Genomic DNA, 23931 nt, shown 5'->3' on the forward strand with positions numbered 1-23931 from the left:
TCGCGGCGCGCAGCCTTGGAGCAGGATCAGACACAAGGCCTGACCGACGTGATATCTTGACGTCAAGATAAATCGAACGAGCACACGCACCGCAGCGAGTGACGCCACGGTGCACCCCAGAGCATCGATTCCGAGCATCGAAGGAGCAGGCAGTGGCCAGCACGAACAGCTTCAACGCCCACGGTGAGCTGAAGGTCGGTGACAACTCCTACGAGGTCTACCGGCTCAACGCGGTCGAGGGCAGCGAGACCCTCCCGTACAGCCTGAAGGTTCTGCTGGAGAACCTCCTGCGCACCGAGGACGGCGCCAACATCACCGCCGACCACATCCGCGCCCTGGGCGCCTGGGACGAGAACGCCGAGCCCGACACCGAGATCCAGTTCACGCCGGCCCGCGTCCTCATGCAGGACTTCACCGGGGTGCCCTGCATCGTCGACCTGGCCACTATGCGCGAGGCCGTCGCCGACCTCGGCGGCGACGCGGCGAAGATCAACCCGCTCAGCCCGGCCGAGATGGTCATCGACCACTCCGTCATCATCGACGTGTTCGGTCGCGCCGACGCCTTCGAGAAGAACGTCGAGATCGAGTACCAGCGCAACGGCGAGCGCTACCAGTTCCTGCGCTGGGGCCAGACCGCGTTCGAGGACTTCAAGGTGGTCCCGCCCGGCACCGGCATCGTCCACCAGGTCAACATCGAGCACCTGGCTCGCACGGTCATGGTCCGCGACGGCGTGGCCTACCCCGACACCTGTGTCGGCACCGACTCACACACCACGATGGTCAACGGCCTCGGCGTGCTCGGCTGGGGCGTCGGCGGCATCGAGGCGGAGGCGGCCATGCTCGGCCAGCCCGTCTCCATGCTCATCCCGCGCGTCGTCGGCTTCAAGCTGTCGGGCTCGATCCCCGCGGGAGCGACCGCGACCGACGTGGTGCTGACCATCACCGAGCAGCTGCGCGCCCATGGCGTGGTCGGCAAGTTCGTCGAGTTCTACGGCGAAGGTGTCTCGGCCGTGCCGCTCGCCAACCGGGCCACCATCGGCAACATGAGCCCCGAGTTCGGCTCCACCTGCGCGATCTTCCCGATCGACGACGTGACCTTGGAGTACCTGCGCCTCACCGGCCGCAGCGACGAGTCCGTCGCCCTGGTCGAGGCGTACGCCAAGGAGCAGGGCATGTGGTTGCAGGCCGGTCCCGACCAGCCCGAGGCCCGCTACTCCGAGCGGCTCGAGCTCGACCTGTCCACCGTCGTGCCGTCGATCGCTGGGCCCAAGCGCCCCCAGGACCGCATCGCCCTCACCGATGCCAAGGACGCCTTCCGCAAGGTGCTGCCGACCTACGTCGCCCACCACGAGGGCGACGCCGGCGCGGCCTCGTCGTTCCCGGCCAGCGACCCCTCACCCCAGGGCAGCACCGACGGCACCAACGGCGGCGACAAGCCGGCCTCTGAGGGCGATGGCGCAGGCCGTCCGTCGAAGAAGGTCACCGTCACGACTCCCGAGGGGGCGTCGTTCGAGATCGACCACGGCATCGTGTCGATCGCCTCGATCACCAGCTGCACCAACACGTCGAACCCGTCGGTCATGATGGCCGCGGCGATGCTGGCCAAGAACGCCGTCGACCGTGGCCTCACCGTGGCTCCGTGGGTCAAGACGTCGATGGCGCCGGGGTCGAAGGTCGTGTCCGACTACTACGAGAAGGCCGGCATGTGGCCCTACCTCGAGAAGCTCGGGTTCCACCTGGTCGGGTACGGCTGCACCACGTGCATCGGCAACTCCGGTCCGCTCTCCGACGAGATCTCCGCAGCCATCAACGAGAACGACCTCGCGGTCGTGTCGGTGCTGTCCGGCAACCGGAACTTCGAGGGTCGGATCAACCCCGACGTGAAGATGAACTACCTGGCCTCGCCGCCGCTGGTCATCGCCTACGCGCTCGCCGGCACCATGGACTTCGACTTCGACTCCGAGCCGCTCGGGCAGGACACCGACGGCAAGGACGTCTTTCTCAAGGACCTGTGGCCGGCTCCCGCCGACGTCGAGCGGACCATCGCCGCGAGCATCAACAAGGAGATGTTCACCAGCGACTACGCCGACGTGTTCGCCGGCGACGAGCGCTGGCGGTCGCTCCCGACGCCCGAGGGCAAGACGTTCGACTGGGCCGACGACTCGACCTACGTGCGCAAGCCTCCCTACTTCGACGGCATGACGATGGAGACCACACCGGTCGCCGACATCTCCGGCGCCCGTGTCCTGGCCAAGCTGGGCGACTCGGTCACCACCGACCACATCAGCCCGGCCGGCTCGATCAAGGCCGACAGCCCGGCGGGCAAGTACCTCGCCGAGCACGGGGTGGACCGCAAGGACTTCAACTCCTACGGCTCGCGTCGTGGCAACCACGAGGTGATGATCCGCGGCACGTTCGCCAACATCCGCCTCAAGAACCTCCTGCTCGACGGCGTCGAGGGGGGCTTCACGAGGAACTTCCTGTCCGGTGGTGAGCAGACGACCATCTACGACGCCTCCGCCGCATACCAGGAGGCCGGTGTCCCGCTGGTCATCCTCTCGGGCAAGGAGTACGGCTCCGGCTCGTCGCGCGACTGGGCAGCCAAGGGCACGCGCCTGCTGGGTGTCCGCGCGGTCATCGCCGAGTCCTACGAGCGGATCCACCGCTCGAACCTCATCGGCATGGGCGTGATCCCGCTGCAGTACCCCGCGGGTGAGTCGGCCGAGTCGCTGGGCCTTGACGGCACCGAGACGATCTCGATCTCGGGCATCACCGAGCTCAACGAGGGCCGGACCCCGAAGACCGTGAAGGTGTCCGCGGTCCGTGACGGCGCCAAGCCGGTGGAGTTCGACGCGGTCGTCCGCATCGACACCCCCGGAGAGGCCGACTACTACCGCAACGGCGGCATCCTGCAGTACGTCCTGCGGTCGCTCGTCAACAGCTGAGTCTCGTTCTCCCGCAAAACCACTGAGGGGTATGCCGCGTGGTCACCACGCGGCATACCCCTCGGTCGTTCGGCAGCGAAGAACCGGGGATGGCTCGGTCCGGGCCGGTGCGACTACGTGCCCTGCTGGAGGATCCGGATGGCGTTCCCGAACGGGTCACGCACGCCCAGGTCGGTGCCGTAGAAGTGTTCGGTCGGCTCCTGGGTGAAGTCGGTGACCCCGCGCTCCTTCAGGGTGTCGTAGAGCGCGCGGGCGTCGTCGGTGATGAAGACCAGCCCACCGAGCGCGCCCTTGGTGACCAGCTCGCGGAGCTGCTGGGCCGTCCCCTCGTCGTGCAGGGGCGCCCCGGGCTGCTCGAGTGAGATCTCGGTCGACGGGTCGCCGGGGACGCGGACGGTCAGCCATCGGTAGTCGCCCTGACGCACGTCGTTGCCCTTCTCGAGACCGAGCTTGCCGACATAGAAGTCGAGGGCCTCCTCCTTGTCGAGGACGTAGATGGTGGCCACGTTGAGACTGGTGATCATCGGTGCTCCTGCGGGTGAGGGGTGTGGACTGCCCTCAATGCTAGGAACGCGGGGTGGGGCGGGGCTTCTCGATTCCTGACTGATCACTCGGTGCTCCGCCCCGGGGCCGGGGCCGCAGTCAGTCGGTGGTCAGGCGGTGGTCAGGCGGTGGTGAGGCGGTGGTCCGGCCGCGCTCAGGCCGCGCTCAGGCGGTGGTCAGGCCGTGGTGGTGTCGAGCCAGAGCCGCTCGCTGAAGCCGCCGCGGACGAGCTTGCGACGTCGCCTCTGGACTGGCCCGCGGCACACCCTAGGTTCTCGCAGGGCTCGTCAGGGGTCGTCAGGGTCGTCAGGGTCGTCGACGTCGTCGGGGTCGCAGGGCTCGTCACGGGTCGTCGGGGTCGTGAAGGTCGTCTGCGGGCTGGGGCCAGCGGGGGATGGTGCCGGCCTGTCTGAGGGCTTCGAGGTGGTGGTCGTAGGCGCCGGGGGTGAGGTCCCACTGGACGTGGGGTCCTGAGGGTCCGGGGGTGACAGCTGCGGTGTAGCGGTGGCGGTGGACGACGGTGTGGTGGGCTCGACAGAGCAGGGCGGCGTTCGTGAGGTCTGTGGGGCCGCCGTCAGCCCAGTGGATGAGGTGGTGTGCGTCGGTCCATGAAGGTGGTTTGGAGCAGCCCGGGAAGCTGCACCCCTGGTCGCGCTGCCACAGGTGCCTGGTCTGGGCTGGCGTGAACAGGCGCACCGTGGTGCCGTGGTCGAGGACTTGTCCGGGGGAGCCCAGGACCATGGGGATGAGGTCGGCGTCGCAGGCCAGCCGGCGGATCGTGTCGGTGGTGAGCAGGTCGCCGGCGAGGGTCCGGCCGGCGCCGCGGGCCTGGCGGGTCAGGGTGGCCAGGTCGGTGGTGACGATGAGGGTGGTCTTGGCCTGTCGGGGTGTGCCGTCGGGGGCACTGACCGCGCGGGTGACCAGGTCGAGCAGGGCGTCGGCGCGACGGGCGGCGGGCGTCCGTGGGTCGGGGGCGCCGGTCTCGGCGTCCTTGGCGGGCTTGGCGAGGGCATCGACTGCGGTGTCGAGGATGGCGGCGCCTTCGTCGTCCAGGAGCAGGGTGTAGCGGGACAGCCCCAGGGGTCCGGGGCCCTTGATGAGGGAGCGGTGGGCGCGGCGCAGGTCAGCGTCGTGCTCGACGAGGCGGTCGGGGCGCAGCTCGTTGGCGGCGTGGCGCAGGGCGGTGGCCAGGCCCTTCTCGGACAGGGCACGGTGCCCGCGGGCGGCGCGCAGGACGATGGTGGTGAGCTCCGCGAGGTGGTCGGCCTCGGCAAGGCCGCGAACCGAGCGGTGGAACCGGATGATCTGCGCGGCTTTCCCGATCGGCAGGGGCCCCACCCCCGCGTCGGTCACCACGCCATCGTCCTCGGTGTCGTCCTCGGTGTCGTCCTGGGTGTCGTCCGGGTCAGCGGCCTCCTCGCTCGGACGGGCGCCCGCGGTGGCTGCTTCGGTGACCGCGTCGAGGACCTCGGTCAGGCGCTGGTCGCCGGCGGCCGTGGCGGCGACGGCGGTGGCGAGGGTGTCGAGGTCGGTCAGGGTGCGGGTCGGCAGGTGGGGGGCGAGGGCACGGGCCCAGTCGACGGGTCCCCACCCGTCGCCGGTGCCCAGGCCGCGCTCCTTGGCTTCGGCCAGCACCGCCACCAGGTGGGCGTCGACGCTGGCCCGCAGCTGCCCGAGCAGGGTGAAGGCCTCGGTGACCTCACCGTCGCCCAGGGCCCACAACCGCTGCGGGGTCGACCCCGACAGTGTCTCGAGGGCCGTGGTGACCGCACCGAGGACCGGCCGGGCAGGGGGCAGGTCCTGCCAGGTCGGGTCCGGTGCGAGCGCCATGAGTGAAACCTAGGGCCGACCACCGACAGCCCTTGTTCGCCCAGCGTCACGAATCCACATGCAGCGCAATGGCTTTCGTGAGGCACGACCACCTGTGGACAACCAGTCGAGATACGGCGCCGTTACGCGACCCCCACGGCACCACGCCAGAGCGAAGGTGTCGCAAACCCTCAGCTTGGCCCCGCGGCGTACGGTCAGTCGTCGACCCAGAAGCCCCGGCCGCCGCCGTAGAAGCCGCCGAACTGCTCCCGGTAGGACCCCGGGCCACGTGAGCCGAGGTAGCTGCCGACGACCGCCGCGCCCAGGTCGTCGAGCTCGGGCGCGACGACGCGGCCGTCGACGCGGCGGGCCATCTGGTCGATGAACCGCGCGAGCCCGGGGTCCTCACCGAGGCGGAAGAAGGTGACCTGGGCGCCCAGCCGAGCGACGTTGTCGAGCTCGCGCACGCTGTAGGCGACGGTGAGGGGGTGTGGCGGGTAGTCGAAGTAGACCTCGCCGTCGGGTTCGAGGTGGGCGGTGGGCTCGCCGTCCGTGACGACGAGCAGCACCGGTTGGGCGCTGGGGTGCTTGCGGAAGTGCCGCGCCGCGAGGAGCAGGGCGTGGTGCAGGTTCGTGCCCTTGGCCCACTGGGCATCGAGTCCGGTGAGCTGCTCGATGTCCATCACCTCCGCGTGCCGTCCGAAGCCGATGAGCTGGAGGGCGTCACCGCGGAACCGACTGGAGATGAGGTGGTGCAGGGCGAGGGCAGTGCGCTTCATCGGCACCCACCGCCCGTCCATCGCCATCGAGAAGGACGTGTCGACCAGCAGCGCGACGCACGCCTGCGTGCGAGCCTCCGTCTCGGTGACCTCCACGTCACGGATGTCGAGACGTATGCCGTGTGCGGGCTGGCCGCCCTCGCCGGCTGTCCGCAGCACGGCGTTGGTGACCGTGCGGGTGACGTCCCAGGGCTCGGTGTCGCCGAACTGCCACTCCCGGGTGGCCCCGCTCGCTTCGCCGGCTGCCCCCGCGTGCCGCACGTCGCGCTGGCCCTGCCGACCCGAGAGCCGCGTCGCGACGTCGCGCAACAGCGCCTTGCCCAGCTGGCGCATCGCCTTCGGGGACAACCGCAGGTGCCCGTCCGAGGTGCGGTTGAGGTAGCCGGAGTCCCGCAGGGCGCGCTCGAGCTCGCTCAACGTCCGGGCGTCCACGGCCGCGTCGTCGCCGACCAGCCTCGCGAGCGCATCGATGTCGATGTCGTCCATCCGCGCACCCGGATAGGACTGGGACAGCTGCTCGGCCAGCTCGTCGAGCGACGCAAGCTGCTGCAGGGCGCCGGTCCCGTCGCCCAGGCCGAGACCCTGCGACCCCTCGAACTGCTCGGAGCCGCCCCAGTCCTCCCCGGGACGCAAGGCCTGCAGGTTGGCGTCGAGCTGGCTCAGCTGGTCCATCAGCGCGGGTGACCCGAAGGCCTGCGCCGACAGCTGCATCAGCTCGGCCCGCTGTTCCGCGGTCATCGAGTTCATCATCCGCTGTGCCGCGGCGGCCCGTTGGGCCAGGCTGTCGATGAGCTCGTCGACGTCCTGCGGGTGCTCGGGGAAGAAGTCTTCGTGCTGCTCCATGAACTCCCGGAACTGCTCGGTGGTGTCCTCGCCGCGTGCGTGGGCCGCGAGGAGGTCGTTGAGGTCGGAGAGCATCTGCCGGACCTCTTCGCGGTCCTCGTCAGTGGCGTTCTCGAGAGCCTGCTTCATCCCCGCGAACCGCTGGTCGAGGGCCTCCCGGCCCAAGAGGTCCTTGATGCGCTCGTAGTCGGCCCGGGCGGACTGGCTGCGCCACGGGTAGTCGGAGAGCTCGCTCACCGCACCTGCGGTCGACGGCGGGAGGCTCTCGATCCGCATCTCGGCAAGCCGAGCGTCGTCGTCGAGGTCGCGCGCGAGCTGCTTGCGCTCCTCCAGCACCGCCCGGTCGAGCAGTTCACGGACCTCGCGCAGCGTCCCGTCGAGGGAGTGCCGCTGGAGCAGCTCCTGGCGCTTCTCCGCCACCCTGCGGGCCAGCTCGTCCAGCCCGGTCTGGTCGCGGCCGCCGCGGCGCAGGTACTCGCGCAGGGCGTGGTCGGCCGAGTAGCCGGCCATCACGTCCTGCCCGATCACGTCGAGCGCATCGGCCAGGTCGACCGGGGGAGCCAGGGGATCGGGCCCACCCGAGTACCGTGCGTACCGCGACCGGTGCGGACTCATCCGTAGACCGTCTCCCCGTCCGCCGAGTCCTTGTCGACGCGACGGGCCAGGTAGAGGGCCTCGAGGGCCAGCTCGACCGCCCCGGCCCGCTCTCCGGCGCTGTGGGCGTCGAGCCGAGCCGCGACGGCGTCGTAGAGGTCGGACTCGCCGAGGACCGGCAGACCCGCCAGCACGTCCGTGGCCGCCACCTGCTCGCCGGTGGTGACCGTCGCGCCGCCCTCGAGTGCCGAGACGAGCAGGGCGAGGTCGATCCCGGCGAGGTGGCGCCGGGCAGTGTCGGCGATCGAGGTGCGCAGCAGGTGGGTGAGGATCTCCTGCTCACGCCCTTCCTCGCCGGTCTCGAACTCGATCTTGCCCGCGAGCACCTCCACGGCGCTGTCGAGATCGACGACGCGGGCCACCGCCTCGGGCTCACCCTGGCGGGTGGCGCGGTGCAGTGCCGCGGCGGCGACCGTCTCAGCGCCCGCGATCGAGAAGCGCGCCGACACCCCCGAGCGCTGGTCGACGGAGCTCGACTCGCGCAAGGCCCGGGTAAAACGGGCGAGGACCTCCACGAGGTGGTCAGGCACCTGGGCGACGAGCTCGGCCTCCTGGCGGATGACGGCCATCTCGTCCTCGAGCTCACGGGGGTAGTGGGTGCGGATCTCGGCACCGAACCGGTCCTGCAGGGGAGTGATGATGCGACCGCGGTTGGTGTAGTCCTCCGGGTTGGCACTCGCGACGACGAGCACGTCCAGGGGGAGCCGGAGGACGTACCCGCGGATCTGGATGTCTCGCTCCTCCATCACGTTGAGCATCGCCACCTGGATGCGCTCGGCGAGGTCGGGCAGCTCGTTGATCGCGACGATGCCCCGGTGGCTGCGCGGGATCAGGCCGAAGTGGATGGTCTCGGGGTCGCCGAGGGAGCGTCCCTCCGCGACCTTCATCGGGTCGACATCGCCGATGAGGTCGGCGACGGACGTATCCGGGGTGGCGAGCTTCTCGGCATACCTCTCGTCACGATGGCGCCACTCGATCGGGAGGTCGTCGCCGAGCTCGGCCACCCGTCGCCGTGAGGCGTGGATGACCGGCTCGTAGGGGTGCTCGCCCAGCTCGGACCCAGCGATCACCGGCGTCCACTCGTCGAGCAACCCGACCAGGCTGCGGAGCAGCCGGGTCTTGCCCTGGCCCCGCTCGCCCAGCAACACGATGTCGTGGCCGGCGAGGAGGGCCCGCTCGAGCTGGGGGATGACCGTCGTGGCAAAGCCGTGCAGGCCGGGCCACGGGTCGCGCCCCTCGGCGAGGGCGGCGACGAGGTTGCCGCGCACCTCCTCGCGAAGGGTGCGGAGCTCGTGACCGGAGGCGCGCAGCTCGCCGAGGGTCGAGGCGTGGGGTGGGGCAGTGGTTGCGGCAGTGGGGTGCGTCACCTCCTCACGCTAACCCCGGCCGCGTGGAATCCGTATGGCGGGGACCGCCCCTCGGACTCGTGGCCCGCTGGGGTGGTCAGCCCATCGTCTTCTGGCCGTCGAGGGACTCGCGGATGATGTCGGCGTGACCGGCGTGCTGCGAGGTTTCCGCGAGGATGTGCAGGAGGGTCCGGCGGGCCGACCAGGTCGCGCCGGGCTCGAACCACGGCGCCTCCGGCAGTGGATGGGCAGCGTCCAGGTCGGGAAGGCTCTCGACGAGGGCGTCCGTGGCCCGCGCCACCGAATCGTACTGTGCCAGTAGGCCGTCCAGCGTCTCGCCCTCGGTCATCCGGTGCGAGTCCATGAAGGCCTTCACGTGCTCGGGCGGGTGCTGCCAGTCGACGTTCTCCCAGTCGATGCCGGGACCGGGAGCAGGTCCGTCGACCATGAAGTCGGCCCACTGCTGCTCCGTGGCGGCGACGTGCTTGACGAGGCCACCCAGCGTGAGCTCGGAGACGGTGGTGCGTTGGCGCGCCTGCTCGTCGTCGATGTCCTTCACGGTGAAGCGCAAGAAGTCACGATGACGGCGCAACGCCTCCAGGAAGTCGGCGCGCTCGCCGGCGGGAGAGGCTGGTGGGGTGGGCGGTTCGTGCTCCGTGGTGGTCATGACTCCACGGTAGGAGCCCATGCGGTCACTTCCCGACCGGATGGACGGTTGGAATCGGTGACTGCCCGTCGTGCACTCGCCGCTGACCGAGGTGACTGGGGTGCACGGAAGCGGCCTGACCTGCGGTGTTGTTCGAGTGATCTCTTGCCGTGCCCCGTGGTCCGTGGTCCACTGGAGCTGAGTTGAGGCCTAGAGCCGGGGAGCTTGGGGTCGACTTTTCATGCAGGGGACATGGCACGTGCGCAGCCTCATCCGGCTGTTCATCGGCGCTGCCCTGCTGTGTCTCGCGTGGGTCGTCCTGACCTCCGGAGAGGCGTCAGCGAGCGAACGCTCCACTCCCGGACAGCAGCGTCCAGACCACCCTCGGGGCCGGCCGATCGTCGACCCTGCAGGCCTCGAGGCGATCCTCACCGGCGTGCTCGGCAAGTCGGTTGCTCCGGCTGTGCCATCCCAGCCAACCGCCGACCAGGGGACCCGGCCTTCGCCGTCGCCCGCCACGGCGTCGAAGGTCAAGCACGCTGCGGAGAAGCGTTCTGGCGCAACGACTTCCACTGACCAGACCCCGACTGGTGGTGGGCCCACAGCTGCAACGTCTGGAGGAGGCCGGGCCATCGTGGCCACGTCGGACGACGGGCTCGATCCCTGGGGTGCCTCGGTGCTCGCGGGCGCTGCTACCGCGACACGCACCACAGTCGACTCCGGCGTCACGCTCGTCAGCGACGTGAGCCAGGTCGCCGGCGGCGTGCCCCTGGTCGGGCAGCATGTCGTGACGGTCGTTGGGTCCGTGGTGTCTCTGGCTGAAGAACTGCCCGTGGTGGGCGGCCTGTCTTCGATCGTGCCCCTGCCGATCGGGGGTGGGACGCCCACAGACGTGGTGCCGCTGACCGCCATCACGGGTGCCTTGGGTGTGGACGGAGGGATCCCGCGGACCGGGGGCGCCGGCTCGACCGCGGCCTCCAGTGATCGTCCCGGGTGGCCGGGTGGCCGTGCCTTCACAGGTTCCTCCGGCAGCGAGCTGAGGTCGTCGGACGAGGTCGCCGTGGCGCCCGTTCGGAACCAGGGCGGTCCCCGCGGTCCGTGGGCCCCTGTCGACTCCACCCCCGTCGTGCCCACCCAGCCCGCACCCACCGGTGGCACGGCACAGGGTGCCGGCGACCCGGCGACCACGACCGCGAGCGTGGTCCTCCCTCACCCCAGCACCTTCGGCCGCAGCAGCGCAGACTGGCGCGTCCCGCGCGGCCTCCCCGCACACCCTGGTACCCGACCTGACTAGTGCCGCTCCCGCGCCGTCGTCTCGGCGCAGATGAGCCATGCCCGGACACGGGCGACACAGCACGACCAGGAAGGAAAGACCATGCATGCATATGTGCGCAGAGGGCTCGAAGTGGCCCTCGTGGTCGGGGGCGGCATCCTGTTCTTCGCAGGACAAGCGTCAGCCGACGAAGGCACCACGGGCGCGGACAGCGCCCTCGGTGGCAACCAGGCGGCAGTCTCTGTCGTCGCACCCGTCACCGTGACGGGCAGTTCGATCTCCGTGGTCGGGGACTCGAGCTCCTCCGGTTCCCCAGCCGCGACACCCACGGCACCGGCTGCCGACGCGGGCACCACGTCGGGCCAGGACTCCACCGGTGGGGGAAACCAGGTCGCCGCTCCGCTGGCTGCCCCGGTCACGGTCAGTGGCAACGCGGTGTCGGTGCTCGGGGAGTCCTCGTCCTCGGGCTCGACCGCGACGGCACCCACGGGTGGCGCGGCCGGTTCTGGTGGCGCAGTGGGTGACTCGACATCGGGTGCGGACTCGACGGGCGGTGGCAACCAGGTCACCGCCCCGCTGGCTGCGCCGGTCACGGCCGGTGGCATCGCGGTGTCGGTGCTCGGGGACTCCTCGTCCTCGGGCTCGACCGCGACGGCACCCACGGGTGGCGCGACCGGTTCTGGTGGCGCAGTGGGTGACTCGACATCGGGCGCGGACTCGACGGGCGGTGGCAACCAGGTCACCGCCCCGCTGGCTGCGCCGGTCACGGTCAGGGGCAACGCCCTCTCGGTCGTCGGCGACTCCACCACCACCACCACCGGGTCCGAGCCGGCGACGCCACCCGGCGACCCGATCGACCCCACGGATCCGAGCGCCCCCACACCCGGCGGCGGCAGCGGCGGTGCTGGGAGCGAGCCGGCGGCGGACGCAACCACCGGGTCGGGGGTGGCCGACCCGGCCGCCTCGGCTCTGCCGGCCCTGGGCACGGCCAGTGCCGCCGCGTTGGCCATGACGGGGGGTTCGCCGTGGCAGCTCCTGCTGCTCGCCGGGCTGCTGCTCCTCACGGGAGCGGGGACCCGGTACGCCGCGGACGGGTTCGCCACCCCCTGAGGTGAGCCCGCGCGGGGGAAGGGCGGACGGCGAGCAGCCCGTCGTCCGATCTTCTCCAGCGCCCGGGAACGGGCAGCTTGGCGCGGGCGAGGTCGCTCAGCTCTCCGACCCGCTGCGGCGGGACGCGCTGATGCCCTATGATCGAACACATGTTCGAATTGTTGGAGCGCCCGCACCGGTCCTCCAGCACGGCCGTCGATGTCCGCCTCGGCTCGCCGACCCGGTGAGGGTGTGGGCGCCCCCACAGGTCGGTCGCCGACGCGACCCGCCAGCCCCGCGGTGCCACCGGGCTGGCCCCCGCTCGTGCCGCCTCCGGAGTCGCCCGGCTGGCAGGTGCCCGCCGTCTCGTGGCTCCTCGACTTCTGCCCGTCCGAGTACCGCCTGTATGCCGGGTGGCGACGGCAGCCGGTCGCGCTCGCCTGGATGACGACCCGCCACATCGACGCGCAGCTGGTCGCGATGCGGCAGGCCTACCGCGAGGTGCGTGTCGAGCTCGGCGACCACCTCACCAGCGAGGGACTGGCCCAGGTCCTGGCCGACCTCGAGACCGAGGGGGTGCGGTTGCTGGCCGCGCGACGCAGCGCAGGGCTGGTCTACGAGGCGCTGCAGGGCAAGCGCTACGTGCCGCGGCTCTGAGGCGTCCGGTGGCCGGGCAGAGGTATGCCGCCGTGCCCGACCGGGGCACGGCGGCATACCGATGGCGTCAGCCCTTCTCGGCACCCTCGTTGGCACCTCGCACGAAATAGCGCTGCAGGGAGAAGAACAGAATGGCCACCGGGATGGTGGTGAGGAGGGCGGCTGCCAGTTTCAGCGGGTACTGCGTTCCGGCTCCGAGCTGGCCGCTCGTGAGGCTGGCCAGGCCGGTGACCAGGGTCATGTGGTCGGGGGTTCCCTTGGTCACCACGAGGAAGTGCGAGAACTCGTTCCACGACCCCTGGAAGGACAGGATGGTCAGTGTGAGCAGCGCGGGTCGCGCCATCGGGAGTACCACCGACCAGAACGTCCGGAAGATGCTCGCACCATCCATCCGCGCGGCTTCCTCGATCGAGAGGGGCACCGAGTCGAAGAACTGCTTCATGATGAAGACGCCGGCGGCATCCACGATGAGGGGCAGGATCATGGCCGTGTAGGTGTCGTAGATGCCCAGGTAGTTCACCATCAGGAACTTGGGGATGAGCAGGGCCACACCGGGCACCGCCATCACGGCCAGCAAAGCGGCGAAGACGAAGCCGCGACCGCGGAACTGCAGCCGCGACAGCGCATAGCCGGCCAGGCTGTCGAGGAAGACCCGCGCACCTGTCACCACGACGGCGATGAGGACCGAGTTCTTGATCCAGGTGGGCGCGGGGACGTGGGCCGCGCCCTGGCCGAAGATGTCCTTCCAGGCGTGCAGGTCGAACGGGTTGGGAATGAGCGACAGGGGGTGGGCAGCGGCGTCGGGGTCGGTCTTGAACGAGGTCGCGATCTGGATGAAGAAGGGGTAGATGAAGAACACCGCGAACAGCACGAGGGCGGTATACAGGATCGCCTGCCTGGCGGGGCTGGTGCGGCTGTTCATCGTCCGACCTGCTTCCGACGACCGAACAGTGGTCGGCGTTCATCCTTGTCGGTCAGCGCCCAGCGCTGGGCTCGGGTCAGGACGACGATGATCACGAAGACCACGAACGCCATCGCGGCCCCCGAGCCGTACCTGAAGTTCTTGAAGCTCTGCTGGTAGCTGAGGAAGGCCGGGGTCAGGGTGGTGCCGTTGGGTGCGCCCGCGCCCATGACGTAGATCTGGTCGAACACCTGCCAGGTGCCGATCAGACCCAGGGTGAGCACCAGGAACAGTGCCGGCCTGATCATGGGGATGGTGACGTTCCTCAGCTTCTTCCAGCCGGTGGCGCCGTCGAGCGCCGCTGCCTCGTCGACCTCGACGGGCAGGTCCTGCAGCGCGGCGATGAACATCAGCATGAACGTCCCGGATGTTGTCCACACGACCAGGATGATGATCACCGTCATGGCGACCGACGGCCCGGCCATCCAGTCCCACAGCGACCGGCCGAGGACTTGGTGCTGCCCCCAACCGGGGTTGTCCACCCCGACCGCGTTGAAGAGCAGGCGGACCAGGCCTCGATCGTCGATGAACCAGTTCGGCTGCCCCAGCCCGAGTGCCTTGAGCAGCGCGTTGACCGCCCCCGTGCTCGAGAAGAGGAAGAGGAAGACCGTGGAGATCGCGATCGAGCTCGTGACCGAGGGGAAGTAGAACGCAGTGCGGAAGAAGCTCTTCGCCTTGAGCAACCGGTTGTTCACGAGCAGGGCCAGGCCCAGGGCCAGCACCGTCTGCAGCGGAACCACGAACAGGACGTACCAGAAGGTGTTGCCGATCGACTGCATGAAGTTGGACCGGGTGAGGCCGTCCTTGGCGAACAGGTCCGTGTAGTTCTTGGAGCCGACGAACTCGGCTCCGGGGCCTGGGTGGAACGGGTCCACCGACCCGTTCCAGTTGGTCAGGCTGACCCACAGCGCCATGACGATGGGGATCACGAGGAACAGCCCGAGGATGACGATCATCGGGCTGACGAACAACCAACCCGCGACTCCCTCCCGCCCGCGGAGGCCACCGCCGCCACCGCCACCACGGCGGGGCCGCTTCGCCGTGGCCGCCGCCGCCTCAGGGACGAGGAGGCCCTGTTCGCTGGCCACCGGGCTGGGTTCGACGATCGGGGACATGGGTCCTCCTTGTCCGTGGTGCATGGAGGTGCGGGGAAGGGGCGGACAGTGGGGTGGCGTGCGCCGAACGGGTCGCACGCCACCCCCTGGCCGTGGTGGCTCAGCCTCCGAGCGCTGCGTTGCCGTTCTTCTGGAGGTCGCTCAGCCAGGCCTTCGGGTCACCGGAAGTGCCGGTCATGGTCCCCAGCTGGCTGTTGAACTTCGAGACCACGTCGTCGAGACCTGCCAGGTTGACCGGACCCTGGCCGTAGGCCGCGCCTGCCACGAACGCCTTGCTGTCCGGGTACTTCTCGCCGAACTGCTGCAGACCCTGCGTCGTCGAGGGCATGACACCGAACGCGTCCGCGAACTTCATCTGCTGCTCGGGCGTGATCAGGCTCTTGACCAGGTCGACCGCGGCGGTCTGGTTGGGGGACTTGGCAGCGATGCCCCAGCAGTTGGTGAACATCAGGGTCCCCTTGCCGGCCGGGCCGGCCGGCAGTTCGACGGTCGTGTACTTGATGTTCGGGAAGTCCTTCATGCCACCAGCGATCCAGTTGCCCTCCATCGTCATGGCGGCCAGCCCCTTGCCGAAGGCCTCACCGCCCCAGCCGGAGGAGGGCTTGGTCTGCGTGTTGAACTTGAGGACGCCCGCCTTCATCAGCTTCTGGACCTCCTGGAGGCCCTGGAGGTTGCCGGGAGCGTCGGCGCTCATCTTGCCGTCGGTCACGACCCAGCCCCCGGCCTGCTTCATGAAGGCACCGGACCGGTTGATGTCGTTGCCGATGACCAGCCCGGTGACGTTGCCCTTGGTGAGCTTCGTGGCCACCGCCTCCAGACCCGCCCAGTCCTTCGGGTAGTCGGCCTCCGTGAGTCCGGCGGCCTTCCACATGTCGGTGTTGATCTCCAGTGCCAGGGTCGAGGAGTCCTTGGGAGCGCAGTAGAACTTGCCGTCGTACGTGAAGGCCTGGACCAGGGAGTCGACGAAGCCCGCGTCCTTGACCTGGTCGCCGTACGGGAAGAGGTTTCCGGCCTTGGCGTAGGTGCCGATCTTGGAGGCATCGGTGTAGAAGACGTCGGGGGGGCTGGAGCTGGCAAAGGCCTGGCCGAGCTGCTGGCCGAGGTCTGAGGCGGCAATGACCTCGACGGTGTTGCCGGACTTGGATGCCCAGGCCGCCGCCGCCTCCTTGACCGCGGCGGTCTCGGGTGCACCGGAGCTGCCGATCATCACGGTCAGCTTCACCGGACCCTTCTTGGTGTTCTGGGTGGCCGAGCTGCTACCGAAGCCGCCACCTCCGCCGCAGGCGGTCAGCGCCAGCATGGTGGTGGCCGTCACGGCAACGGCAAGGGTTGGGATGCGCCTCATGGATGTGCTCCTCGGGTGGTGGTGCCGTCCGCCGGGTGTCGGACGAACTGGTTGGGTCGGGGTCAGGTGTTCGCAGGGCCGGTGCGGGAGGTGCTCTCGCGGACGGTGAGCGTGGGGGCGAGCAGCGCCGTGAGGGTCAGGTCGGTGCCCTTTTCGTGGACGATGCGCCACGCCTGCGCCGCGGCCTCGCGCAGCGGCTGGCGCAGGCTGGTGATCTGGAGGGCCTCGGCGACGTCGCTGTCGTCGAAGCCGACGACACCGATGTCCAGGCCCGGCTCGAGGCCGCGGTTGCGGACCGCTCGCAGGGCGCCGAGGGCCAGCACGTCCGAGGCGCACAGGATCGCGCCGTCGGGTCCGAGGCGTCGCAGGAGTCGGTCGGCGGCCGCCGTCGCGGCCGCCAGCTCCTGGACCGTCTCCTCGGCGACGGGGTCATCGGCGAGACCAGCCTCGGCGAGCCCGGCGAGCCAGCCTCGGCGCCGGTCGTCGCCGACCGGCGAACCGTCGGGCCAGCCGAGGTAGGCGATCGACGTGTAGCCCTGGCCGAGCAGGTGCTCGACCGCGAGCTGCATGCCCGCGCGCCCGTCGACGTCGACCCACCGGCCCATCTGGGGCTCGTCCCAGATCCGGCCGAAGGTCACGAAGGGAACGTCGTTCTGGAGCAGCCAGGCGGGCCGGGGGTCGTCGTGCCTGGTGTCACCCAGCACGAACCCGTCGACGAGACCGGTGGCGAGGATCCGGTCGTACCCGTCGAGCAGGCTCGACAGGTCGGGGGCGAAGGTGACCAGGTGGCAGCTGTGGTCGGGGGCCGCCACGGTCAGCTCGACCAGGAAGCCGTCGAGGATGTGGCCCATCTTGCCGGCACCGGAGGGGTTGACCTCGAACCCGTAGGCCGAGGCCTTGCGTCGACGGAGCTGCTGGGCCGCAGCGTTGGGCGTGAACCCGAGGCGCTCGATCTCACGGTGGACCCGCAGGAGGGTGCCGGGGGCGACCCGCTCGGGGTTGTTGAGGGCGTTGCTCACGGTCTGGCGGGAGACCCCGGCCGCGGTGGCGACGTCGACGATCGTCGCTCGTCCGCGGGACTGCTCGAGTCCATTTGCCACAACCGCTCCCTTGCGCTGTGATCAACCGACGGGCCATGGTGGAGATGCCCAATTTGAACGATCCAACTAGGCTGAATATGGACCACGACGGCCCGGCCGTCAAGAGATCATGGTCATCGCACCCACTGCCCCCATCCGAAAGAGAGGCCCGTGTGACGCCCGAGCAGAGTCCGCGCCAGCCGTGGCTCCACGACCTGCGGATCATCGTCGACGGCAACGCGACGGCCCTGTCCGCAGCCACCGGTGACGTGAGCCCAGGTGCCGGTCACGGGTTCTTCGTCGACGACGTGCGGCTCCTGTCGCGCCTCGAGCTGACGGTCGGCGGCGAGGCCCCGAGCGCGGTCGCCTCCGAGGCCGGTGGCGCCACGGCGGAGTTCTTCGGTGCGGCGCGGGGTTTGGGCGACGAAGGCCCGGACCCGACCGTCGAGGTCCGCCGGGTGCGCACCCTCCAGGGCGGCACCCTCCACGAGGACGTCACGGTGACCTCGAGAGCGGCACGCACCGTGCACGCCGCGTTGCGTCTCGAGCTCGGCTGCGACGGACTGGCGATCGCCCGGGTCAAGTACGGCGCCTTCGACGCGCCTCCGGTGCGGCCCGAGCTCTCCGACGGGGTCCTGACGTTCACCACGGCGCGGCACTGCACGCGCGTCGCCGTCGACCCTGTGCCGGCCAGCCTCGAGGTCGCTCCGGACCGTGCCATCCTCTGCCACGACGTGGTCGTCGCGCCCGGCGAGAGCCAGACCGTCCGGGTCACGGTCAGCGCCGAACGCACGGCCCCTTCGGAGTTCGACGCCGACCCTGGCGGCGATGCCGTCACCTGGGCCGACATCCGAGTCACCGCCGACGAGCCCCGTCTCGCGCCCCTCGTCTCCCGGTCCTTCGACGACCTCCGACATCTCCTGCTGCGCGACCCGCTCGCACCGACGGACGTCTTCGCCGCGGCTGGATCTCCTTGGTACCTCACCCTTTTCGGACGCGACTCGATCTGGACAGCCCGCATGATGCTGCCGTTCGGCACCGAGCTCGCCGCCGGCACCCTGCGTGCCCTCGCCCGACGACAGGGGACGCGCTACGACGCAGACTCGGCCGAGCAGCCCGGGAAGATCGCCCACGAAGTGCGTCGCACGGCATACAAGGGCTCGCCGCGGAAGGGAGACCTGGCCCTCCCGCCGCTCTACTTCGGCACGGTCGACGCCACCGCACTGTGGGTGACGCTGCTCGTCGAGACGTGGCGCTGGGGGCTGCCCGAGGCCGAGGTGCGGGCGCTGTTGCCCAACCTGCGTGCCGCACTGGCGTGGTTGACCGGCGACGGCCAGCCCGACGACGACGGCTTCCTCAAGTACCTCGACACCACGGGGCACGGCCTGGCCAACCAGGGGTGGAAGGACTCCGGGGACTCGATGCGCATGCGCGACGGCAGCGTCGCCCCAGCGCCCATCGCCCTGATCGAGGCGCAGGCGTATGCCGTGGAGGCGCTCCTCGGGGCGGCTGACCTCCTCGACGCGTTGGGTGAGCCCGGAGCCGGCGAAGCCCGCGCCGAGGCGAGTGCCCTGCGCGAACGCGTACGTCAGGCGTTCTGGGTCGAGGGTGGCGACGGCCCCTACCTCGCCATGGCGCTGGACGGGTCGGGCAGACCGGTCGACGGGCTGGGCTCCAACATGGGCCACGCCCTCGGCACGGGCACGCTCGACGCCACGGAGGCCGCCACCGTCGGTGCCACGGTCACCGGCCCCGAGCTCCTCGACACCTTCGGCGTCCGGACCCTCGGCACCGGCAACGGTGGCTTCAACCCCATCGGCTACCACACGGGTTCGGTGTGGACCCACGACACGGCCATCGTGGCGCTCGGGCTCGCCCGCGAGGGCCTGACCGGACCGGCCGCCTTCGTGGCGAAGAGCCTCGTCGCCTCGGGTGAGGCGTTCGACTACCGCTGGCCCGAGCTCTACTCCGGTCTGCCGATGCTCGGTCGACCCTCGCCCTACCCGGCCTCGTGCCGGCCCCAGGCGTGGTCCGCAGCGTCGGCCGGGGCCCTCCTGACCGTCGCGCTCGGGCTGCGTGCCGACGTCCCTGCCGGGGTGCTCCACGTCGACCCGGTCGTGCCCGCGCCGTTCGGGGCGCTGCGCGTCGAGGGGCTCAGGCTGGCGGGCGTGCCCTTCTCCGTCTCGGTCGACCGCGACGGTGAGGTCGAGGTCAGCGGGGTGCCGGAGGAGGTCCGGCTCAGCCGGGGCGCATAGACTCGGGCGGTTCCCCTGCGGAGATGTGACCCCCGTGTTGATGACACCCGGAAAGGACGGCGTGCGTGGGAGTGCTCGAGACCATCACCGGCCCGGCCGACCTCAAGGCGCTGACGCCTGCCCAGCTGCCCGGGCTGGCCCAGGAGATCAGGGACTTCCTGGTCGAGTCCGTCTCCAAGACCGGTGGGCACCTCGGTCCGAACCTCGGGGTCGTCGAGCTGACGATCGCCCTGCACCGGGTCTTCGACAGCCCTCGGGACACGATCGTCTTCGACACCGGTCATCAGTCCTACGTGCACAAGCTCCTCACCGGTCGCCACGACTTCAGCAAGCTGAAGAAGCAGGGCGGCCTGTCGGGCTACCCGAGCCGTGCCGAGTCGGAGCACGACGTGGTCGAGAACTCGCACGCGTCCACCGCCCTGTCCTGGGCCGACGGCATCGCCAAGGCCCGTCGGCTGCGTGGCGAGAAAGGCCGGCACACCGTGGCCGTCATCGGTGACGGCGCCCTCACCGGTGGCATGGCGTGGGAGGCGATCAACAACATCGCCGCCGACAAGGACCTGCCGCTGACCATCGTCGTCAACGACAACGAGCGGTCCTACGCGCCGACCATCGGCGGGCTCGCCGACCACCTCGCGACCCTGCGCACGACCCGGGGCTACGAGCGGTTCCTCGACTGGGGCAAGAACACCCTCAGCCGCACCCCCGTCGTCGGCGGCGCGATGTACGAGACGCTGCACGGGATGAAGAAGGGCATCAAGGACATCGTCGCGCCGCAGGGGATGTTCGAGGACCTCGGGCTGAAGTACCTGGGCCCGGTCGACGGTCACGACGAGCAGGCGGTCGAGGCCGCCCTGCGGCGGGCCAGGGCGTTCGGCGGTCCGGTGCTCGTGCACGTCATCACCGAGAAGGGGCGCGGCTACGACCCCGCCCGCCGCGACGTCGGCGACCAGTGGCACGCCATCGGCAAGTTCAACCCCGAGACCGGGTTGCCGTTCGAGGTGAGCGGGCGGATCTGGACCGACGAGTTCAACGACGAGATGGTCGCGATCGGCCGTGAGCGTGCGGACGTCGTGGCCCTCACGGCGGCCATGCTCATCCCGGTCGGCCTCGACGGCTTCGCCGCCGCGTACCCCGAGCGCGTCTTCGATGTCGGCATCGCCGAGCAGCACGCGGTCACCATGGCCAGCGGCCTCGCGTATGCCGGCCTGCACCCGGTCGTGGCCGTCTACGCCACCTTCCTCAACCGCGCCTTCGACCAGCTGCTGATGGACTGCGCGCTGCACCGGGCCGGCGTCACCTTCGTCCTCGACCGGGCGGGTGTCACGGGCAGCGACGGCCCCTCGCACAACGGCATGTGGGACATGACGATCGCGTCGGTCGTGCCCGGCCTGCGGCTGGCCGCTCCCCGCGACGGCGACCAGGTGAAACGCCAGCTGCGCGAGGCGATCGACGTGACCGATGCCCCGACCGTGATCCGGTTCCCCAAGGGAGACGTCGGCCCGGCAGTCGACGCCGTTCGTCGCGAGGGGACCGTCGACGTGCTCCACGAGACCTCGCGCGAGAGCTGCGACCTGCTGCTCGTGGGCGTCGGGGCGTTCGCCGGCATGTCCGTCGACATCGCGGGCAAGCTCGAGGCGCAGGGCCACGCGGTGACGGCAGTCGACCCGCGGTGGGTGCTGCCGGTCAGCGACGACCTCGTCGCGATGGCCCGCCACGCCGGCGCCGTCGCCGTGGTCGAGGACAACCTCGTCAGTGGGGGAGTCGGGGCGGCGGTGACCCTGGCGTTGCGCGAGGCCGACATCGACGTGCCGGTGCACGTGTACGGCATACCCAAGCGGTTCCTCGAGCACGCGTCGCGCGCCCAGGTGCTCGAAGAGGTCGGTCTGACCGCCGACGCCGTCGCTACCGCGTTGGCGACCCGCCTGCGCTGAGGCGCATCAGCCGCAGCGCGAGCTGCAGCTCGAGGGCGTCGTCGGGGCGCTGCCAGTGCGGCCCGAGGAGGGCGGAGATCCGTTCCAGCCGTTGGCTCACCGTGTTGACGTGGACGTGCAGGTCGGTGGCTGCGTGGCGGGGGCTGCCACCCGCGTCGAAGTAGGCCTGGAGGGTCTTGACCAGCTCCGAGCCCCGACGGGTGTCGTAGTCGAGCAGGGGACCCAGGTGCTGGCGGACGTACCCCGTGACATCCGGCGCCGACCCGACGACCAGGCCGGCGAAGCCCAGGTGCCCCGCGCTGGCCCCGGTGCCCTCCAGCCCGAGCGACACGAGGGCGGACACCGTGCGGACAGCCTCGCGCCACACGGCGGGGACGTCATCCCCGAGGGTGGTGGGTCCGGCGGCCCCGACCGTGACCCTGGCCAGCCGGCTCAGGCGCCGCGCGAGCTCGCTGGCGGCCTCGTGGGGATCGGTCGAGGGCAGCAGCGCCACGACGTGGCCGTCGTGCTCCCCGACCACCGATCCCTGTCCGGCGGCGGCATGGGCGGCGAGCAACAACGTGCGGCGTGGGGTGTCGGGGTCGGCGTGGGCGACGAGGACGGCATGCGGTGCGCCGGGGTCGATGCCCTGCGCGCGCGCCCGGGTGGCCAGCGAGGTGGGGTCGCCACGACCGCTGACGAGATCGGCCACCAGGTCGGTGCGCACCCGTTGCTCGGCCTCAGCGGCCGTGCGCTCGAACAGCAGCACGAGCGCACTCACGACCGAGGCGCGCTCGACCGTGCGACGGTCGGCGTCGTCGAGGACGCCCACGCCCCCGAGGACGAGGGTGCCCAGCGGGGTCTGGGGGGCCTTCACGCCGATCGCCCACTGGTCCGTGCCGGGGTCGTGCGCGAGCCGTCCCGTGCTCTCCGTCTCACGGACCGCGCGGGACCGCGACAGGGCGGTGTTGCCGTCGTCGGGCAGCGGCGCGGACCCGTGGGTGCTCAGCAGCTCGCCCTCCGAGCTCAGCAGCACCACCCAGCCGCCCAGCAGGTCACCCAGCGCCTTGGTGATGTCGTCGACGCCGCCACCGGCCAGCACCAGCTCGGCGAACCGGTCGTGGGCCGCCGCGGCGCGCTCCACCCCGGCGGTGTGGCGGCGCACCTCCTCCGCGCTGCGCATCTGCACGATGGAGACCGCGGCCAGGGCCGCGAGCGAGCCCAGCAGTGCCACCTGGTCGGGGGAGAAGGGGCGGGGCGACCGGTTCGCGGCGAACAGCACTCCGACGAACTCGTCCTCCACCACGAGCGGGGTGCCACAGATCGACACCAGGCCTTCGTCACCCACCGCGCTGTCGATGGTTCCGGTGTGCTGGAACCGGTGGTCGTGGAGGTAGTCGGCGCTCCAGTAGGGCTTGCGGGTCGACGCGACCAGCCCGCCCAGGCCGTCGCCGAGCGACAGCCGCACGACCTGGAACTCCGCGCTCACCGACCCGTCCGTCGCGCGCATGTAGGTGTCGCCGGCGTCGGGGTCGAAGAGCGTGAGGTAGGAGACGTCGGTGCCGAGGAGCGCCCGGGCACGCCGCACGATCGCCTCGAGGATGCCGCTGGGGTCGCGCAGGGCAGCGAGGTCGCGGGCGGTCTCCACCAGTCCGGTGAGCTCGGCCTCGCGCCGACGCCGAGAGTCGAAGGCCGCGCGCACGCGCAGCGCCAGCTCGCGGGCCTCGGCGATGGTGTCAGCGCCTTTGCCGTCGTGGGCCACGGCCTCGAGCTCGGCCGCCGGCGCGCCCTGCGCGAGCAGGCGCAGGAGGGTCATCGCCGGGGAGTCGTCGTGGGCGTCCATCGAGTCGGATCCTAGGCGGCGGGCCCGCTCAGTGGGCGGTCCAGCCGCCGTCCATCGAGAACGACGACCCGGAGACGGAGTCCGCGGCGGGGCTGCAGAGGAAGGCGACCAGCTCGGCGACCTCGTCCGGCTCGACCAGACGCTTGAGGGCGACCGGTTCGAGCATCACGCGGTCGAGGACCTCGTGCTCGGAGATGCCGTGGGTGCGGGCCTGGTCGCTGATCTGGGCCTCGACGAGCGGGGTGCGGACGTACGCCGGGTTGACGCAGTTGCTCGTGACCCCGTGCTCGCCACCCTCCAGCGCGGTCACCTTGGACAGTCCCTCGAGGCCGTGCTTGGCGGAGACGTACGCGGCCTTGTAGGCGCTGGCGCGCAGCCCGTGCACGCTCGAGACGTTGACGACCCGGCCCCAGCCCTGGCCGTACATGTGGGGGAGCACCCGGCGGGTCAGCCGGAACGGCGAGGTCAGCATGAGGCGGATGATGAGGTCCCAGGTCTCCACCGGGAACTCGTGGATGGGGCTCACGTGCTGGATGCCCGCGTTGTTGACCAGCACGTCAACCGTCCCCGGCAGGGCGTCGACCGCGTCGAGGTCGGCCAGGTCCACCGCCAGCGTCTCGACCGCCCCGACCCCGTCGAACCGCGTGAGGCCCTCGCCGTCGCGGTCCACGGCATACACGCTCGCCTTGGCGGCGACCAGCCGCTCGACGCACGCGGCCCCGATGCCGCTGGCGGCACCGGTCACCAGCGCGGTGCGTCCGGACAGGTCGAGCAGCGCTGGCGTCGTCGGCATGCGGCGAGACTAGGTGGGCCGCGAGCACGCGATCATGTGGCGC

The 23931-nt window shown here is 70.7% G+C and carries 17 protein-coding genes; 6 read left to right on the forward strand and 11 right to left on the reverse strand.

The genetic code is table 11. The features are described from left to right. The first annotated feature begins 152 nt into the window (after positions 1-152). Positions 153-2945 (forward strand): aconitate hydratase AcnA, encoded by a 2793-nt coding sequence (gene acnA / locus AC1DX8_RS11410; RefSeq protein ID WP_477630041.1) that lies wholly within the window; start codon positions 153-155, stop codon positions 2943-2945. 113 nt (positions 2946-3058) lie between these two features. Here acnA and AC1DX8_RS11415 read toward each other — a convergent pair whose 3' ends face one another. The 5 genes from AC1DX8_RS11415 to AC1DX8_RS11435 all read right to left on the reverse strand — a co-directional run bounded on the left by AC1DX8_RS11415 (position 3059) and on the right by AC1DX8_RS11435 (position 9586). Beyond that, the gene (locus AC1DX8_RS11415) at positions 3059-3469 is read right to left on the reverse strand and encodes a VOC family protein (protein ID WP_477630042.1); all 411 of its coding nucleotides are present in this window, start codon (positions 3467-3469) and stop codon (positions 3059-3061) included. Positions 3470-3830: 361 nt separating this feature from the next. Then, positions 3831-5318 (reverse strand): HNH endonuclease signature motif containing protein, encoded by a 1488-nt coding sequence (locus tag AC1DX8_RS11420; protein WP_477630043.1) that lies wholly within the window; start codon positions 5316-5318, stop codon positions 3831-3833. 194 nt (positions 5319-5512) lie between these two features. Continuing rightward, positions 5513-7534 (reverse strand): vWA domain-containing protein, encoded by a 2022-nt coding sequence (locus AC1DX8_RS11425; protein ID WP_477630044.1) that lies wholly within the window; start codon positions 7532-7534, stop codon positions 5513-5515. Next, positions 7531-8940 carry a magnesium chelatase ATPase subunit I gene (locus AC1DX8_RS11430; RefSeq protein ID WP_477630045.1) on the reverse strand — a complete coding sequence of 470 codons (1410 nt, stop codon included), beginning with the start codon at positions 8938-8940 and terminating at the stop codon, positions 7531-7533. Before AC1DX8_RS11430 ends, AC1DX8_RS11425 begins: the two co-directional genes overlap by 4 nt. 76 nt (positions 8941-9016) lie before the next feature. Next, a complete protein-coding gene (locus AC1DX8_RS11435; RefSeq protein ID WP_477630046.1) occupies positions 9017-9586 on the reverse strand; it encodes a DinB family protein in 570 nt (189 codons plus the stop codon). Positions 9587-10199: 613 nt separating this feature from the next. Here AC1DX8_RS11435 and AC1DX8_RS11440 point away from each other — a divergent pair. From AC1DX8_RS11440 to AC1DX8_RS11450, 3 genes are all read left to right on the forward strand, one after another. Continuing rightward, entirely contained in the window at positions 10200-10859 is a 660-nt protein-coding gene (locus tag AC1DX8_RS11440) for a hypothetical protein (RefSeq protein ID WP_477630047.1), read from the forward strand. An 81-nt stretch (positions 10860-10940) separates the two neighbouring features. After that, positions 10941-11948 carry a hypothetical protein gene (locus AC1DX8_RS11445; protein ID WP_477630048.1) on the forward strand — a complete coding sequence of 336 codons (1008 nt, stop codon included), beginning with the start codon at positions 10941-10943 and terminating at the stop codon, positions 11946-11948. 231 nt (positions 11949-12179) lie between these two features. Beyond that, on the forward strand, positions 12180-12584 hold the full coding sequence (locus tag AC1DX8_RS11450; RefSeq protein WP_477630049.1) for a hypothetical protein: 405 nt from the start codon (positions 12180-12182) through the stop codon (positions 12582-12584). A gap of 67 nt (positions 12585-12651) precedes the next feature. Here the strand turns inward: AC1DX8_RS11450 and AC1DX8_RS11455 are convergent, their stop codons facing one another. The 4 genes from AC1DX8_RS11455 to AC1DX8_RS11470 form a co-directional block, all read right to left on the reverse strand. After that, on the reverse strand, positions 12652-13506 hold the full coding sequence (locus tag AC1DX8_RS11455) for a carbohydrate ABC transporter permease (RefSeq protein ID WP_477630050.1): 855 nt from the start codon (positions 13504-13506) through the stop codon (positions 12652-12654). Further along, complete coding sequence (locus AC1DX8_RS11460; RefSeq protein WP_477630051.1) at positions 13503-14660, reverse strand: carbohydrate ABC transporter permease; 1158 nt, start codon at positions 14658-14660, stop codon at positions 13503-13505. Before AC1DX8_RS11460 ends, AC1DX8_RS11455 begins: the two co-directional genes overlap by 4 nt. Before the next feature lie 100 nt (positions 14661-14760). Beyond that, on the reverse strand, positions 14761-16005 hold the full coding sequence (locus AC1DX8_RS11465) for a sugar ABC transporter substrate-binding protein (protein ID WP_477630052.1): 1245 nt from the start codon (positions 16003-16005) through the stop codon (positions 14761-14763). A 62-nt stretch (positions 16006-16067) separates the two neighbouring features. Further along, positions 16068-17105: a LacI family DNA-binding transcriptional regulator gene (locus AC1DX8_RS11470; protein ID WP_477630053.1), complete on the reverse strand. Its 1038-nt coding sequence runs from the start codon at positions 17103-17105 to the stop codon at positions 16068-16070. A gap of 152 nt (positions 17106-17257) precedes the next feature. Between AC1DX8_RS11470 and AC1DX8_RS11475 the strand changes: the two genes are divergently transcribed. Both AC1DX8_RS11475 and dxs read left to right on the forward strand, forming a co-directional pair. Then, entirely contained in the window at positions 17258-19339 is a 2082-nt protein-coding gene (locus AC1DX8_RS11475) for an amylo-alpha-1,6-glucosidase (protein ID WP_477630054.1), read from the forward strand. Between the two features lie 65 nt (positions 19340-19404). After that, positions 19405-21273 (forward strand): 1-deoxy-D-xylulose-5-phosphate synthase, encoded by a 1869-nt coding sequence (dxs, locus tag AC1DX8_RS11480; protein ID WP_477630055.1) that lies wholly within the window; start codon positions 19405-19407, stop codon positions 21271-21273. Here dxs and AC1DX8_RS11485 read toward each other — a convergent pair. Then, a complete protein-coding gene (locus AC1DX8_RS11485) occupies positions 21245-23095 on the reverse strand; it encodes a helix-turn-helix domain-containing protein (protein WP_477630056.1) in 1851 nt (616 codons plus the stop codon). The genes dxs and AC1DX8_RS11485 overlap by 29 nt on opposite strands. Positions 23096-23123: 28 nt before the next feature. Next, on the reverse strand, positions 23124-23888 hold the full coding sequence (locus AC1DX8_RS11490; protein WP_477630057.1) for a 3-hydroxybutyrate dehydrogenase: 765 nt from the start codon (positions 23886-23888) through the stop codon (positions 23124-23126). Between the last annotated feature and the right edge of the window lie 43 nt (positions 23889-23931).

Source organism: Pedococcus sp. P2_A3 (assembly GCF_056405035.1).